General features: G+C 59.7%; 14 protein-coding genes. 4 read left to right on the forward strand and 10 right to left on the reverse strand.

The genetic code is table 11. The features are described from left to right. The first annotated feature begins 460 nt into the window (after nucleotides 1-460). Nucleotides 461-970 (forward strand): hypothetical protein, encoded by a 510-nt coding sequence (locus ACX80Q_RS18165; RefSeq protein WP_459331944.1) that lies wholly within the window; start codon nucleotides 461-463, stop codon nucleotides 968-970. 127 nt (nucleotides 971-1097) lie between these two features. On the opposite strand, the gene ACX80Q_RS18170 is transcribed toward ACX80Q_RS18165, so the two are convergent. Beyond that, nucleotides 1098-1412 carry an ArsR/SmtB family transcription factor gene (locus tag ACX80Q_RS18170; protein ID WP_459331945.1) on the reverse strand — a complete coding sequence of 105 codons (315 nt, stop codon included), beginning with the start codon at nucleotides 1410-1412 and terminating at the stop codon, nucleotides 1098-1100. A gap of 96 nt (nucleotides 1413-1508) precedes the next feature. Between ACX80Q_RS18170 and ACX80Q_RS18175 the strand changes: the two genes are divergently transcribed. Continuing rightward, nucleotides 1509-2171 (forward strand): SDR family oxidoreductase, encoded by a 663-nt coding sequence (locus ACX80Q_RS18175; RefSeq protein ID WP_459331946.1) that lies wholly within the window; start codon nucleotides 1509-1511, stop codon nucleotides 2169-2171. Between the two features lie 71 nt (nucleotides 2172-2242). Here ACX80Q_RS18175 and ACX80Q_RS18180 read toward each other — a convergent pair whose 3' ends face one another. Then, on the reverse strand, nucleotides 2243-2527 hold the full coding sequence (locus ACX80Q_RS18180; RefSeq protein WP_459331947.1) for a hypothetical protein: 285 nt from the start codon (nucleotides 2525-2527) through the stop codon (nucleotides 2243-2245). 254 nt (nucleotides 2528-2781) lie between these two features. Between ACX80Q_RS18180 and ACX80Q_RS18185 the strand changes: the two genes are divergently transcribed. Then, a complete protein-coding gene (locus ACX80Q_RS18185) occupies nucleotides 2782-4143 on the forward strand; it encodes a type III PLP-dependent enzyme domain-containing protein (protein WP_459331948.1) in 1362 nt (453 codons plus the stop codon). A 729-nt stretch (nucleotides 4144-4872) separates the two neighbouring features. Here ACX80Q_RS18185 and ACX80Q_RS18190 read toward each other — a convergent pair. The 7 genes from ACX80Q_RS18190 to ACX80Q_RS18220 all read right to left on the reverse strand — a co-directional run bounded on the left by ACX80Q_RS18190 (nucleotide 4873) and on the right by ACX80Q_RS18220 (nucleotide 12260). Continuing rightward, entirely contained in the window at nucleotides 4873-5919 is a 1047-nt protein-coding gene (locus ACX80Q_RS18190) for an SIS domain-containing protein (RefSeq protein ID WP_459331949.1), read from the reverse strand. After that, entirely contained in the window at nucleotides 5916-6692 is a 777-nt protein-coding gene (locus ACX80Q_RS18195; protein WP_459331950.1) for an ATP-binding cassette domain-containing protein, read from the reverse strand. The genes ACX80Q_RS18190 and ACX80Q_RS18195 overlap by 4 nt, the downstream gene beginning before the upstream one ends. Before the next feature lie 26 nt (nucleotides 6693-6718). Beyond that, nucleotides 6719-7921: an alanine racemase gene (locus ACX80Q_RS18200; RefSeq protein ID WP_459331951.1), complete on the reverse strand. Its 1203-nt coding sequence runs from the start codon at nucleotides 7919-7921 to the stop codon at nucleotides 6719-6721. Nucleotides 7922-7935: 14 nt separating this feature from the next. Continuing rightward, complete coding sequence (locus tag ACX80Q_RS18205; protein WP_459331952.1) at nucleotides 7936-8910, reverse strand: ABC transporter permease; 975 nt, start codon at nucleotides 8908-8910, stop codon at nucleotides 7936-7938. Then, on the reverse strand, nucleotides 8907-9902 hold the full coding sequence (locus tag ACX80Q_RS18210; protein WP_459331953.1) for an ROK family protein: 996 nt from the start codon (nucleotides 9900-9902) through the stop codon (nucleotides 8907-8909). The genes ACX80Q_RS18205 and ACX80Q_RS18210 overlap by 4 nt, the downstream gene beginning before the upstream one ends. Continuing rightward, nucleotides 9899-10972: a phosphotriesterase family protein gene (locus ACX80Q_RS18215; protein ID WP_459331954.1), complete on the reverse strand. Its 1074-nt coding sequence runs from the start codon at nucleotides 10970-10972 to the stop codon at nucleotides 9899-9901. The genes ACX80Q_RS18210 and ACX80Q_RS18215 overlap by 4 nt, the downstream gene beginning before the upstream one ends. Before the next feature lie 148 nt (nucleotides 10973-11120). Continuing rightward, nucleotides 11121-12260 (reverse strand): substrate-binding domain-containing protein, encoded by a 1140-nt coding sequence (locus ACX80Q_RS18220; protein WP_459331955.1) that lies wholly within the window; start codon nucleotides 12258-12260, stop codon nucleotides 11121-11123. Between the two features lie 275 nt (nucleotides 12261-12535). On the opposite strand from ACX80Q_RS18220, the gene ACX80Q_RS18225 reads away from it, so the two are divergent. Continuing rightward, nucleotides 12536-13714: an ROK family protein gene (locus ACX80Q_RS18225; RefSeq protein WP_459331956.1), complete on the forward strand. Its 1179-nt coding sequence runs from the start codon at nucleotides 12536-12538 to the stop codon at nucleotides 13712-13714. A gap of 281 nt (nucleotides 13715-13995) precedes the next feature. Here the strand turns inward: ACX80Q_RS18225 and ACX80Q_RS18230 are convergent. After that, a partial coding sequence (locus tag ACX80Q_RS18230) for an Ig-like domain-containing protein (RefSeq protein WP_459331957.1) occupies nucleotides 13996-14587 on the reverse strand: 592 nt, incomplete at its 5' end.

Raw genomic sequence — 14587 nt, forward strand, 5'->3', positions numbered from 1 at the left:
TGCAATGGCCTGAGATCACGAAACGCGCGCCTGCATGCCCTCTCGCTGCGGTAGCAATACGCGTCGCAACGGTTGATGAATGCATCCAAATCCCACAAACACCCGAACAGGAGGCAACGTCGAAACATCATCGGCGGGGGTGACTGCGGGACTTTCCGGTGATCTTGATAGTCGCTGAAAGCTCGGGATCAGAACCTGCCGGGAACGTCGAGCACTCGCCTGAATTCGAAGCCGAGAGATGTCCCATATAACCTCCCATGACCGGGCTTTTTCTAGGGCACGGTATACGGGAATGCGACGCCTGCGGAACTACACAGATTCGAATATTGCATAAGTCGTCGGCACTCGTCCCGGTGAGGGACCGGCTTGCGGGACACTTTGCCAACGTCTATACGGGACACCCCCTTTCGGGACGGGTTGACGCTTCGAACGCAGGTTTCAACCCCCGTAGGATGAATCAATGACCGACCTGCAGCAGATTGACGTTAATGTTGGAGCCCCGTGGTTGCCGCCTGGCAGCTCAGCAGAAGTATGGGTGGGGAATAACTTGCCTGCCACAGAGCCGGCAATCGTCACAAGACTGCTCCACATCCGACGGACGCCAGGCCATGAGCCGGAATTCTTCTGTGTTCCAACAACCAGAGGTCCAAATCTCCCGACGCGTTATTTGTGGAACGGATCCGATGGCGAGTCCCTATCCATCGGTACTTCGGGACTGATATGGGAAATCTTCGAGCAAACCGACGTCGCTGCCCAATGCATTGGATTTATTCGAAATGTCGTCCCTAATCCCAACTCCAGCTACACCTACCCTGTTCCATGGGCTCACGTGCCCGTATTTCTGGTCGCCGACACCGCCCAACCGATTGTTGACGGCGAGTGGTTTGGAGTCGACCGTGCCCGAATCGAGTTGTCTGACCGGCATTGGTGGCCGATCGTCGAGCATTACCTAGCAAGGAAAGATGCCTAACGCTCATACAAAAGCCCACTGGTCCAAGGTGTCCCAGGTATGGGCCCGAACAGGGTTCGGCTTGCGGGCGTCTGCCAGAACACCAACTTGTCTGCGGTTGTAGGGGATCTTATGGCGATCCGGGCACCTAGACGTCGGCCCCGACGGCCTTGCTAAGCATGGCGATGGTCTGCTCGTTGCGTCGGTAGTGGGAGAACTGGCCGATGCGAGTACAGATCACAAGGTCCGCGCGTTGCAACGTCGCCATGAACTGAGAAGCGGTGGACTGGGACACCTCTGCACGAGCTTGAATGTGCTTCAAACACACTCCAACTTCTTCCGCTGGGCGATCCTGCGGAGGAAATGAATTGCCATCCTTGAGCCAACCCAGAATCGCCAAGCGAGTTGGGTGGCCGAGCGCTTTGAACGCACTCACCAGCTGATCGTCACTAAGTTCTCCCATACCTCCAGCATACCCTGAAATCGCTATATCGCGATTTTACGATTATGTGGTATTACTTAGATCGTCAAATCACGTTTTTACGATGAAGGAAATTTCATGGCAACGAGAACTGCATTAGTCGTCGGAGCACGGGGTGTGATCGGCGGCAATCTTATCGAGCACCTCGACCGTGATGGCGGGTGGGAGGTCATAGGACTGTCGCGGCGGGGAGGCACCAGCCAGGGATCAGTTCGGCATATCGCTGTTGATCTCCTGGACAAGGAAGACACCATCCTGAAACTCTCCAGCCTGACCGAGGTCACGCATGTTTTTTACGCTGCCTACCAGGATCGGGCCAGTTGGGCGGAGCTGGTACCGCCGAATCTGGCGATGCTCACCAATGTCGTAGACGCGATTGAACCGGTGGCCCCGAATTTGGAGCACATCAGCTTGATGCAAGGGTACAAGGTTTACGGCGCCCATCTGGGGGCTTTCTCGACGCCCGCGCGTGAGGATGATCCCCCGCATATGCCGCCGGAGTTCAACGTCGACCAGCAACAGTTCCTCGAACTCCGACAGGCCAACGCAACGTGGTCGTGGTCCGCACTCCGGCCCTCGGTAGTGGCCGGTATCGGACTCGGCAATCCCATGAACCTGGCCATGGTAATTGCCGTGTACGCCTCCATTAGCAAAGAACTCGGCGTTCCATTCCGGTTCCCTGGCAAACCCGGAGCCTATACAAGCCTGATCGAGATGACCAGGTCGTTTTGCACCGCATAGCCGCCAAAGAGATGGCAGTACTGCGCATAGCCGTACTTCCTCAACACCCAACGGGATCCCACATACGTTCGTCAAGCCTGCAGCAAGGTGAAATGCGGGTTTGCCTTCATCGACCTCACAACCTGCGCGAAGTCCGGCAGGTCATACCCAGCGGTGACCCTGTTGCGCCCGTCAGGGAACCAGCCAGCAAGCTCGGCATCCGACAACTCCACCAAGGCCGCGGTGCTTACACCCCGGTTATCGAGGGCCTTCCGTGCCGTTGACACATCACGGTGTGAACAACCCACCGCATCAACGATCTGCTGATAACTCCTACCCTGCAACCAGAGGGTCATAATCGCCCGGTAATCAGCCATAATCTTTGCCTCCTTGCAAAGAATCGGCGGAGCCCAAGGCGCCGCCGTAAAAACAGAAAGGCACGAACACCAAACTAGCGCTACCAACAACCCAACAACACAGACCACCGCTACCACCAGAAGCTATGCGTCACTTGGTGCTGCTGGATCTATTTTGGGCCGAAACTGTGGAAAAGCGCACGAAGACCTGAGCATGGCAGGAACGTTAGGTTTGTCTTTGTTGAACAAAACTCGAAGTTTGCGAGAGGCGCAATGTGAAGAATCAAGAACCAGCTAAGCGGCGGGAGCTCATCCTGACGGCTGCGGTTACACAAAGGTTGCTGCATCCTGAGGAAGCGCTCGTTGCGGCTTTCATTGATCTGGATGGGGTGAGGGAGAACGTCGCGGCGCTCCATCGCGAATTCTCTGCAAACCCCCGGGTACTGCACGCGTTCGCTGCCAAAGCCAGCTGCTTGGTCCCAGTACTGGCTTTGCTGAATGAACTCGGCATGGGCTGCGAAGTGGCCAGTGAGGGCGAGCTGGCACAGGCAGTTGCCGCAGGGTTTTCTCCCGACCGGATCATCTTCGATTCACCCGCCAAAACCAGCCGCGAATTACGGCAGGCGCTTTTGTTAGGAGTCGCGATAAATGCAGACAACTATCAGGAACTCGGCCGGATATCCGAGTTGCTATCGACCTCCCCCTCGCTCTCTAAGATCGGAATACGCATAAACCCGCAGGTGGGTCTTGGCGGTATCGAAGCCATGAGTACAGCTGGGGCAACTTCGAAATTCGGAGTCGCGTTGGCTGATGAGGGCGGCCGGGCGCGGCTGTTCGAGGCATACCGAAAGCACCCTTGGCTAACCCGCATACATGCTCACGTAGGCTCCCAAGGATGCCCTCTGGCACTTATCGCCGACGGCCTCTCGCGGGTGGTTGATTTCGCCGATGAGGTCAATCGCAGACTCGGGCGGCAGCAAATCACGGCAATCGACATCGGCGGAGGCCTGCCTGTGGACTTCGAAAGTGACTCCCAGGAATCCAGCTTTGGCCCATATGTCCAGGAGTTGAAGAGGGCAGTACCTGCTCTCTTCAATGGCCAGTACGAAATCATAACCGAATTCGGTCGAACCATCCTAGCGAAATTTGGATTCATAGCAGCGCACGTGGAATACACGAAAGTTTCCGGCGGTCGCCGGATAGCCATCACCCACGCCGGAGCTCAGGTAGCCACCCGTACCGTATTCATGCCCGAGGCGTGGCCGATCCGGATCGGGGCGCACGATGGCCTGGGAAAGACCAAACAGGACGCTCCCGTGGCCCAGGACGTCGCTGGACCCTGCTGTTTTGCCGGTGATCTCATTGCCCGGAATAGGCTTCTGCCTCCTCTTGAGCAGGGTGACATCATCACCCTTCTGGATACCGGTGCCTACTACTTCTCTACACCGTTCAATTACAATTCGCTACTCGAACCAGGCGTTTACGGGGCGAATATCGACGCTGATGGAAGAGTCAGTTTCACAACCTTGCGACGTCCCCAGAACATTTCTGAATTGCTGGAACGGACAGGTATTAACGAGCTTCCGGAGGTACTGACATATGCCTTGTCCGAAGCCACGAGCAGCACGCTACCTTAGGCAGGAGCGAGTCACGGTAGCCCGAATGCCAGCTCTGGCAGCCAAAGAAGGCTCTCCGACCAACTGCCTCATCGGCACGGCCGAAGAAGCCCCGAAGCCCGCTCTCGGTGAACGGCGCCGCCCAAGGCAGGATTCCGCGGCCTGGGTGCGGACGAAGGTGTTCCACCGGAGTAGACCCGGGCCGGATGGGTTCTTATAGCAGCATGGGTTCCTAAGAACTGTTCACAGACCCGGCTCCACCAGTACGAGCAGCGCATAGGCAAAGAAGTGGGTTCTTGGCTCTCAGGTTCTATTGCCCTATGAACAAACACGCGTCTCTCACATTTACTACCGGCGGTCCGCCCAATCGGATCAATTCCCCGTCGCGGCACAAGAGAGTGAATTTCCCTGGCCGCTTGCGCCACTTCAAGCGACCTTCGCCACGATAGTAGCTGGATTTCAGTTCATGGGTAGCGTGGAGTACTAGATGGCACCTGATGATCCGAAAGGGATGCCTACTCCCAGTCCAGAGAGGCAGACCGTATTTCTAGTCACTGCCGGTCATGAGGTCGGGGTCGATTCCGGATTTTTTGTGGACAGTCATGAATGCCGCCAATGGGTGCGCGCACTGCCGAACACCACGACGTTGTCCGACACTCGGACGGTGTTTGTGGCTCGCATTTCCATGTCCTGGCAACGACCAGCGAGCTTCCGTCCGAATTTGGGCGCTTCAGAAGGAAATGAATGCGTTCACACTGTTTTCGTGACCTTTTTCAGCCCTGCAGGCCTATCTGGATTAATCCCCCGGCCCAGAGCCAGGTTCAAGGCCAGCTGCTGCAGCGGGATGATCTCAACCAAGGGGATGAGAGCCGGGTCGATGCCTTGGGGGCCGGTTCCCCGTGGTAGCCCAAGCTCGACGGCCATGCCGCCGAGTTTCCGGGAAGCTTCAACAAATGCCTGTACCGATTCTCGGCCTCCAGGTGAGGCTGTGAGGGCAATGACGGGAGTCCCCGGGACCACCTGGCCCAGCGGCCCGTGGGTCGCGTCCGCAGCACTCCAGCCCGATGCCGCTATGGCGTTCGTCTCCATGAGCTTGAGCGCACCTTCCTTGGCCGTCGACATTGAGTAGCCGCGTCCGACCACCAGGACCCTGCCAGCATCGGCAAGGGCTTCGGCGAGTATTCCGCTGGACGTATTTGTTTCATCGATGACCCTGGCCGCTGCTTCGGTTGCTGCCTCGGCCTTGCCCCTCGCTTCCGCCCAGGATCCGCCCGCGGCAAGAGTAAGCACCATGAACAGGGCAAGTAGTTCGGCGGTATAGGTCTTAGTGGCCGCCACCGATATTTCCGTGCCGGCCATGAGGCAAACATGCAGGTCCGCCAGGCCAGCCAGGGTACTGCCTTCGTTGTTGGTCAGGGCAAGGACCAGGACCCCGCTGTGCTTGGCTGCGTATGCAGTTTCGAGAAGGTCTGGCGATTCCCCGGATTGCGAAACGGCAATCATGATCGAGGTGGGGTATTTCAGCCTAGTTCCGAAGGCTGTGACCGTGCTCGGTGTCGACAGCATCGCCGGAATGCGCAAGACGTTGTGTGCCAGGTACTGCCCGTACATGGCGGCGTGATCGCTGGACCCACGTGCTGCGAACACCAGCAGCTGCGGATCGACGCCGCGAATCAGTTCAGCGGCGGCCATGAGGCTGGGTTGTTCATGGTCAAGGAGGTCCAACCAGCGCGCGGGTTGCTCGGCGATCTCGGCACGCATGTGGGCGCCAGCCTCAGACCGGTCAATGTCGGTCAAGAGGCGAGTCCGGTGATCATGGCCACGACTTCGTTGTGGGAGGTGTCTGCCAGTTTCTTGGTGCCTACCTGGGTTCCGCGCCGGAGCACCGACACACGGTCAGCGATACGGAACACTTGGTCCATGTTGTGGCTCACAATGAGAACGGCCGCGCCCCGGGCCTTGAGTTTGAGGATGACCTCCTCTACCTTCGCGGTTTCGGCAACGCCCAGGGCGGCTGTGGGTTCGTCCATAAGCACTAAGCCACCGGCCCAGTGCGTGGCGCGGCAGATGGCAATGCCTTGACGCTGGCCTCCGGAGAGGTCGCTGAGGGTTGCCTTCGCGGAGGGGATGCGCACGTCGAGGGTGTCCACCAGTTCCTGTGTTTGCCTGGCCATGCGCTTGCGATCCAGGATACGCAGTGGGCCCTTTGTCAGCTCCCGTCCGAGGAACATGTTCATATAGACGGGCTGGTCCTCGACCAGCGCAAGGTCCTGGTAGACAACTTCAACGCCTTTGTCCCTAGCATCTGAGGCATCACGGAAATTCACTTGCTCGCCGTTTAGCCAGATCTCACCGTCGCTGGGTTGGTATAGCCCTGAGATGATCTTGACCAGAGTTGATTTGCCGGCGCCGTTGTCACCGACCAGGGCCACGATCTCGCCGGGATGGACTTCGAGGTCGAAGGTCTTGATGGCGACGACGCCGCCGAAGTTCTTGTGGATGCCCTTAAGCCGGAGGGGCGGGGTGGATGCGGAGGCAGCGGTCTTGGCTGCTGAAGGCGTGAGTGTCATGATCTTGTCCTGTCTGTCTGTGTGTGTCATTGCCGGGCCGGGGAAAGGGGTGCGGAACCGTCTGATGCCCAGACGCCCTCGATTCGGGGGTGGCCGGTGGATACTCCGGAGATTGCCGCGGTCAGGGCCCGTGTCACGAAGACTTGCGGCCGGAACCCGAAAATCACAGTGTCGCCTTCAGCGACGTCTGACTGTTCCAAGGGAATAGTGGCGTAGTAGTCGATGGTCTCGGGGGAGGGCATGTCAACGGGCCGTGCGGTTGCCGCGGCGATGTCTTCGCCGGCGGAAACGACGAGGGCGCGGGTGGTGCCGTTTCCAAGGACGGGGTCCACATAGAGTCCTCCGCCGAAGACGTAGGCTTTGCCATTCCAGAGGTGGGATACCTCGCTGACATACGCGATGGCGGGTTCTTCCACCAGATCAGCGACAGCATGCAGGGGCGTGCTTCCGGTTAGCCCGTGGCCCGGCTCCACCTGGGTGGCACCTTCGCGGGCCAGTCCCTCCAACACCGAGATGGACGTGGTCCCCGGGGCATTGACCTGGACGCCGGTCCGCCCTGCCGCTGCGAGGAGTTCAGCGGCCCGCGTCAAAGTGCCACGGTTCGGCGTTGCTACTGCGGTCCCGGTAGTCGGGTCGAAGAGTGTGGCGGGGAACGTTGTGATGCCTGCAAAGCGCGCACCGGGGATAGCATCGACGGCGTCGGCTGCCTCCACGATTCGGTCCAGCGGGAAGCCTCCCTCATGACCGGTGTAGAAGCGGTCGCCAGGCGCCACTACCCGGAGCAACACATCTTGGACGCGGCCTCGCTTGAGCGCCGCAGCGCCTGCCTCGCGGGCCTTGGCTTCACTGAACACGGTCCAGTACAGCGGTTCCAGGGACGCAGCTAGATCCGCCTCGTGCCTTGGAATCTGGACGAGGTGGCCCAGATGGCCAACGTGGAGGCTTCCGGAGGCTGCTGCTACGGCGCACTGCAGGTCGACTCCTACGGCGTGCGTAATGCCGGAGCGGACGAGGGCCCGGGAGACGTCCGGGTTGCGGCCGATCTGTTTGGTCATCGCAAACGCTGTCAGCCCCAGCCGTGCTGCTTCCGCAGCGAAGGCGACGGCGTTGCGTTCTACGGCGTCAAGGTCGATCGCGTAGCAGTTCACTGGCAGCTCACCTGAAGCGTGCAGTCTCGCGATGGCGGAGAGGAAATTGGGGTTTCGTCGTCGAAGTAGTTCGAGGAACATTCGGGATCCTTTCTCTAGTTTTTCTTGCCGCGGAGGGAGAAGGACACGGCCACGAGGATGATGAGGCCGCGAACGATCATCTGCTGGGAGACATTTAGCCCGGCGAGGATGAGGCCGTTGTTGATCATGCTCATCAGGAGGCTGCCGATGAGGGCGCCAACCACAGTCGCCTTGCCACCGAACAGGCTTGTTCCACCCACTATCGCCGCCGCGATGACGGTCATCAGGTCAGTCTCTCCGAGTGTGTAGCGAGCTCCGTGTAGGCGTCCCGCGTAGAGGAGTCCGGCTAGGGCCGCGGTCGTCGCACTGCCGACGAAGACCATCAACCGCACCCGGTTGACCTTGATGCCGCTCACGCGTGCTGCGGAGGCACTGTTTCCCACTGCAAGAACGTGAGCCCCGTAGCGGCGTTGCCTCAGTAAGTGCCAGCCCACCAGAACCGCGCCAGCCGTCCACCACAGCAGGATTGGCAGGCCCATGAGCTCGCCGCCCCCAAAGAGCCAGACGAAAGCGTTGTCGGTGACCGGGACGGATTGTAGGTTCGTCAACTGGCGTGCCAGACCGGCGAGCAAACCCATCGTGGCCAGGGTGACTAGGAAGGAGGGAAGTCGCACGACGGTGATGAAGAAGCCATTGATGAGGCCGACGGCGACGCCTACGGCCAAGCCGGACAGGGCGCCGATCCACCATTGGCCGGTTCCTTGAAGTACGACGGCGGCGGTAAGCGCGGAGAGTGCAACCGTGGAGCCGATGGAGAGGTCGATCTCCCCTGTGCCAAGTACGAAGACCATTCCAATCGCCATGATGGTGATCGGTGCCGCCTGGATGACGATGTTGAACAGGTTGGTCGAGTTGAGGAAGATCCCGGTCTGCGTTACCGCAAAGTATAAGAAGACCAGTATGAACCCTATATAGACAACGTAGTTGCTCCAGGCCACCCCTTTGATCTGGTCTAGGACTTTCGGTTTTTCCGAAGTTGTGGTGCTCATCTTGCTTGTCCTTTCTGTGTAGTGTGGTTCGGTATAGGGCCGGTCGGTCCGGGGCCAGTAGATGCGGTGCCGCTTGCCTCAAGGGCGAGTAGGACGGCTCCGGCCACCGGTGCACGGTGTCCGAGTTCACTGGTGCGGATGTCCAGGGAGGCGCCGTGGCGCTTCAGCCATAACTGGATGTACGGAAGCAGGTCTTTTCTGCTGCCGATTCCGCCGCCGATCACGAAAACTTCCGGATCGAGGATGGCGTTGACGGCCACGAGGGCTGCCGCGACCCACCGGGCCTCGTCGTCGAGGACGGCAATCGCTTCTGCGTTGCCCCCGCGTGCCTTGGTGAAGATTTCCCGGGTCGAGAGGCGCTGACCGGAGGCCGCCTGGTAACGGCGGTCCAGCGCGTCTCCGGCCACAGCTTCCTCAAGTGGTCCGCGCACGTGGTTTTCCGGGGCCAGGGCGTCGGCCCCGAGGGGTAGATAGCCGATTTCCCCGGCAGCTCCGCTGGATCCGCGAACAAGCCGACCCCCGGCAACGATGCCCATGCCGATGCCCGTGCCGACTGAGACGAAAACGAAGTCCGAATGAGCCAGCCCCACCCCGTAGTGGAGTTCACCGAGGGCCGAGACATTGACATCATTTTCAATGACTACCGGATGCCGCAGCCGTTCCGCGAGGTCCGAGCCGAGCGAGACGCTCCTCAGGGCCGAAAGGTTGGGGGCTTGGGCCAGGGTGTTTCCGGATCCGTCCGGCACCCCCGCTGCACCGACGCCAGTTGCGGCAACTTGGTCGGTGCGCGCGTTGACGTCGACGCAGAGTTCCTGAACAAGCCCCGCGATCTGATCCACGACGTCCACACCGTGCGCGTTGGTGGCAACTTTCCGCTCGGCCAGGATCGTCCCGGCGGCATCGGCGATGCCCGCCCGAATCTTTGTCCCACCGAGGTCAACGCCCACCACGTACACCGCCTCCATGTCCCTATCCTCTGCACGGGCGTTCATGGTGTCCCTTGGGTCAGAAGACGCAAGGGGTTCCCCCGCAGCATCAGCTCCGCGTCGGCCGGGGACAGTCCCCGGTTAAGCGCCATGGGGATGAAGACGGCCCCGAGGTAGTTGTAGCCCCACTCCCCGTGGGTTGCGGGGTTGAGGTAGACCTCGGCCCCGGTGAGATCCTGGGAGAGGAACAGCTGCCCTGCATAACCCCGCTTCGTGAGCTGGGACAGGTTATCGGCCCTGGTGGTGTCGGAGCGGTAGTAGGCCCGCTTGGTGAATTCGCCCTCCGCAGGATGAGCCGGCCACGGTTCCAGCACAAAGTCCCAGAATTCCTTGCCGATCGTGTCAAAAGCGATATTCACCCCGGCGTCCAGAACCCGTATGAGGTAGTCCAGTTCAGGCTGGATGTCCATGTGTCCGATGACGACGCGGCTGAGGTCTGCTCCTTCTTCCTTCAGGATCTCGACTTGTTCAAGCGCCATGGTCCCGTGAGTGGTGTGTGTGGTGAGAGCCACCCCCGTTGCTCTGTGGGCACGAGCGGCAGCCCGCAGACATTTCTCTTCGTGGGCTGTGATCTCGTTCAAGCCCGTGGCCTGTTCACCCAGGATGCCGGCCTTGATCGAGGTGGACCCGATCCCGGTGGTGACGTCAAGAGTGAACCGCTCCGTCATCTGAACAAGGGACGCCTCAGCGGTCCAGGCCGGGCTGTAGGGCTCTAGATACACCGAGCTGCCCGCTACGATTTGCAGCCCGGACTGTTCGGAGATCTCTTGAAGGATCGGTAGGTTTTCACCGAATGCCGCACGGCCCACCACGCTGTAGGGGCTGAGGTCGACGACGGTGTTGAAGCCGAGCGCCCTAAGCCCGCCGAGGGCGCGGACAGCTTGGGCCACCTGGTCGTCCACATAGACGGCGTCGCTTGGCTCAATCACCAGGTCATGCGGATCAGCGAGTGTCTCCGGACGGCCGCCAGAGAGCCACGGCCCGGGAACAAGGGAGGTGAGGTGTTCGTGGTGTAGGATCTTACCGAGTTTTCCCGGTTCGACCGGCCCGAGTACGGTCTGCACAAACTGTGCCATGTGAGAAAGTCCTTTGGAAATGTGCCCATTGGGCGGGGTTTATGGTGTTGCCGGGGCAGGTGGCGGGACCGTTATTCGGCCCCTCCACCTGCCCCTTCCTGACTCCGTTCCGGCGCTCAGCAGCCGGGCCCGGAATCAGCGGCGGAAGTCACTTTCCTGTCACGCTCGACGGCGGCGCGACGCCGTAATCGTCCTGCCAGCCCTGGATCAGGTTGTCTTTGGTGACCTTGGTGGGTGTCGTGGCGACGAGTGCAGGGGCGGGCTTGTTCAGCACACCATAAGCTGAAGCGGTGGCCAGGCCCTTGCCGAGAGAGATGGAGCTGTTGCCCACCAGACCCACGGCGTTGCCGTCACGCGCCATATCTGCTGCAAGTGTGGCGTCAAGATCGTTGGTTACGACCTTGACGTCGGAACGGCCGGCGTCGCGAAGTGCCGCCAGCACACCCTGTGCTGCGGTGGCCCAAGGGACGTAGATGCCCTTGATACCCGGGTGGCGGGCGATCATCGCAGCCGCGATCTCCTGGGTCTTGGCTTCATCAGTGAACCCTTCCTCGGCAACGATCTTCTCGTTCGGGTAGAGGAACGCCGTCCAGGCCTTGAACGCCTTGTCACGCTGGTTAGTGAACCAGAAATCGGCGTCATGGTACATGTAGCCGATCTCGCCCTGGCCACCAAGCGCATCCCCCAGCATTGTGGCATTGAACTTCCCAGCCTCGGTCAGCGACTCCGTGACGATTGAAACGAACTGCTTCCCCGCCTGGTAGTTAGCCGGCGGCGTCGTCATGATGACGAGCTTGACGCCCTTGTCCACGGCCGGTTTGAACGTCGCTTCCGCTGAAACAGGGTCCACGGCGATGGTCACGATGATGTCCGGGTTCAGTGCCAACACGGTTTGAAGGTTGTTCGCCTGCGTTGCGGCGTCGAAGTTGGCCTGAGTGCTGGCGACAACGTCAATGCCCAGCGCCTGGAACTCTTCGCGGGCACCTTTTTCAACCGCGGAAACAAACTCAGAGGATGTGTGCCACACGAACGCGGCTTTGTGGTGGCCGGTCTTGACCTTGGCCTTCTCCTCATCTGTCAGTACAAGATCCGCGATCTTGCCCGGCTTTTCACCATTGGGGCCGACAAACTCCAGACTTGGTGCAGAGACCTGGGAACTTGCACTCGAGGCCCCTGTACTAGATCCGCTTTGTCCGCTGGCGCAACCGGACAATGCCAACACCAATACTGTCGCGCAGACGGTGAGCCACTGCGCTGAACCACGTTGCATAAACTTTGATGATTCCATGGATTCCTAGACCTTTCTTAGCTTGTTGTCGGGACGGATGTTGCTACGTCCAGCTGCCGGACCCCCTCCAGCACCTTGGGACTTGGACGTCCTCGACTTGATTCCTCTATTTTGATTTCAAGATGCAACCAAAGTCAATGGTCTGGGTGAAATTTTATGAACAGAACCCATATTTTACGAAAAGATTTTCCCTAATGCGGCGAAGTCGGGTAAATTTGGAATCATATTGAGTTCAAAGTCGATGGAGGTACATGACAGTGCAAAGCACCAGGACAATGAACCGAAGCGCAGTGCTCACCGAGGTGCTGCGTTCGGCCCCGGCCAGCCGGAAGCAAGTGGCTGAGGCAACGGGAATTTCCTCCGCGACCGTGACTCGTGCCGTGGACCTGCTCATCGCTGAGGGCGTGCTTCGGGAAGGCTCGGAAATCGTCTCCGAGAGTAGGGGAAGGCGCGCCGTGCTGCTGGATGTCGTCGCAGACCGCTCCTATGTGCTCGGCATCGATCTCGGTGCCTCGAATACCCGTTTTGTGCTAGCCGACCTCATTGCCAATCCCGTTCTGGCGTGCGAAGTCAGGACTCCTTCGGATCTGGGCGCCGACGACCTGGCAGCCTGGCTTGCTGACGAGGTCCGCGCAGCTTGCGGCACTAAATGGCCCGTTGTCAAATCCATTTGTTTGGGACTGCCGGGAGCAGTCAGCCGGATTGATCGCTCAGTTTCCAATGCAACCCACTTGCCACAGGTGGAGGGGGTCGACTTCCTGAAAACGTTCGAAACCGCCGTCGACCTAACCGTCCTGACAGACAACGACGCAAACCTAGCTCTCCTCGGGGAGCAGCGCTTCGGCGCAGCCAGACTCTCCCCGACCGCAGCCATGCTTACGCTAGGCACTGGCTTGGGAGCGAGTCTGGCCATCGACGGTACGGTCCTGAAAGGGCACCACGGACTGATCGGCGAGTTTGGCCACCTACCCGTAGGCCCGCTAGGAGCCAGACTTGAACACCTGGTCACCGGCCCGGGGATACTTCACCAAGCAGCGGAGGCCGGCCTGTCCCTGGACAATCCCGCTGAGTTGTTTGTCGAGCATGCCACTGGCCACCTCCATGCCCTTCGCGCCCAGTTTGACCATGCCCTCATGATCGTATTGACGGCGATTTCAGTATCGTGCGAACCGGAGATGATCGTTCTGGGAGGTGGAATCGCCAAGTCCTTGACGACGAGTCTGGGCCGATATCGAGCCTCGCTGGAGCGCAACCTTCGCATCTCCCCGGCCCTCGTTCCGGCGGCGTTGGGTGACTTCTCCGGGGCAGTCGGAGCTGTGGTAGCAAGCCTGCATGCACTCTACACAGATCTTGGGATCGAACAGCAATCCCTCGCCGAACTGCCGGCCTCCCAAACTCTGACACCGGAGAGCATCCGGAAAGTGCACCGCCCCGAGTCCAATGGTGGGTGTTGATTCCTTGAAATGGTGAGGGCAACACCACGGACCCCTGACTTGCTGCAAGTTACTGTCTCCGTTAGGCAGGACACATTTCTCGCTCTCCGGCGGCGACATCTGGCTGCGTATCTACCGGCTGAAATCCTGCAATAATGGCAGGCTCTTTTGAGTAGTCCAAACTGCCAAGCAAATAATTCACCTCACGCCTACCAAGGCAAACCGACTCAAATGCAACAGTCGGCACAGCCCCCGAACAGGGACTATGCCGACTATTGCCCATCCGACTAGCTGTTCCTAATCTAGCCCTGTGTGCGACGGCGTCGGATGACTAGCAAAACAGCACCCATGATTGCTATCGCAAGTCCGGCAACGCCTAGGCTCAATGCCTGAACGCCCGTGGAGGCAAGGTTACCGTTGCCGGTTTGTGGGGCAGGCGTCGGTGAACTAACCGCGCCTGTGGCCGGGGACGACGGCTTTACCGCCACCGGTACGTAGGTGACAGTTACTGTTGCTTGGGTGTTGTTGCCGCGAACATCACTGACTTGGTAGGTCACTGGTGTGGGGTTTCCGGAGAAGCCAGTCTCGGGTGTGAAGGTCACAGCACCGGTTACGGGGTCAACAGTCCAGGTGCCTTCACCCGGTACGACGAGCTCGGTAACGGCCTTGTTCTCAGCGTTGATGAGTTTCACGGTTGTCGGATCAAGGTCGCCCTTGTCATTGTTCAACACAGGAACCTTCACGGCGGAACCCTGAACATTATTCAGCGATTCATCCTTTACAGCCACCGGTACGTAGGTGACAGTTACTGTTGCTTGGGTGTTGTTGCCGCGAACATCACTGACTTGGTAGGTCACTGGTGTGGGGTTTCCGGAGAAGCCAGTCTCGGGTGTG

This window comes from Arthrobacter sp. HLT1-20 (genome assembly GCF_054510895.1).

What these genes read in the sequence shown, in the direction of transcription:
- ACX80Q_RS18165 (WP_459331944.1), top strand. Translation starts at nt 461, where the DNA reads ATGACCGACCTGCAGCAGATTGACGTTAATGTTGGAGCCCCGTGGTTG.
- ACX80Q_RS18170 (WP_459331945.1), bottom strand. Translation starts at nt 1,412, where the DNA reads ATGGGAGAACTTAGTGACGATCAGCTGGTGAGTGCGTTCAAAGCGCTC.
- ACX80Q_RS18175 (WP_459331946.1), top strand. Translation starts at nt 1,509, where the DNA reads ATGGCAACGAGAACTGCATTAGTCGTCGGAGCACGGGGTGTGATCGGC.
- ACX80Q_RS18180 (WP_459331947.1), bottom strand. Translation starts at nt 2,527, where the DNA reads ATGGCTGATTACCGGGCGATTATGACCCTCTGGTTGCAGGGTAGGAGT.
- ACX80Q_RS18195 (WP_459331950.1), bottom strand. Translation starts at nt 6,692, where the DNA reads ATGACACTCACGCCTTCAGCAGCCAAGACCGCTGCCTCCGCATCCACC.
- ACX80Q_RS18200 (WP_459331951.1), bottom strand. Translation starts at nt 7,921, where the DNA reads ATGTTCCTCGAACTACTTCGACGACGAAACCCCAATTTCCTCTCCGCC.
- ACX80Q_RS18205 (WP_459331952.1), bottom strand. Translation starts at nt 8,910, where the DNA reads ATGAGCACCACAACTTCGGAAAAACCGAAAGTCCTAGACCAGATCAAA.
- ACX80Q_RS18210 (WP_459331953.1), bottom strand. Translation starts at nt 9,902, where the DNA reads ATGAACGCCCGTGCAGAGGATAGGGACATGGAGGCGGTGTACGTGGTG.
- ACX80Q_RS18215 (WP_459331954.1), bottom strand. Translation starts at nt 10,972, where the DNA reads ATGGCACAGTTTGTGCAGACCGTACTCGGGCCGGTCGAACCGGGAAAA.
- ACX80Q_RS18220 (WP_459331955.1), bottom strand. Translation starts at nt 12,260, where the DNA reads ATGGAATCATCAAAGTTTATGCAACGTGGTTCAGCGCAGTGGCTCACC.
- ACX80Q_RS18225 (WP_459331956.1), top strand. Translation starts at nt 12,536, where the DNA reads ATGAACCGAAGCGCAGTGCTCACCGAGGTGCTGCGTTCGGCCCCGGCC.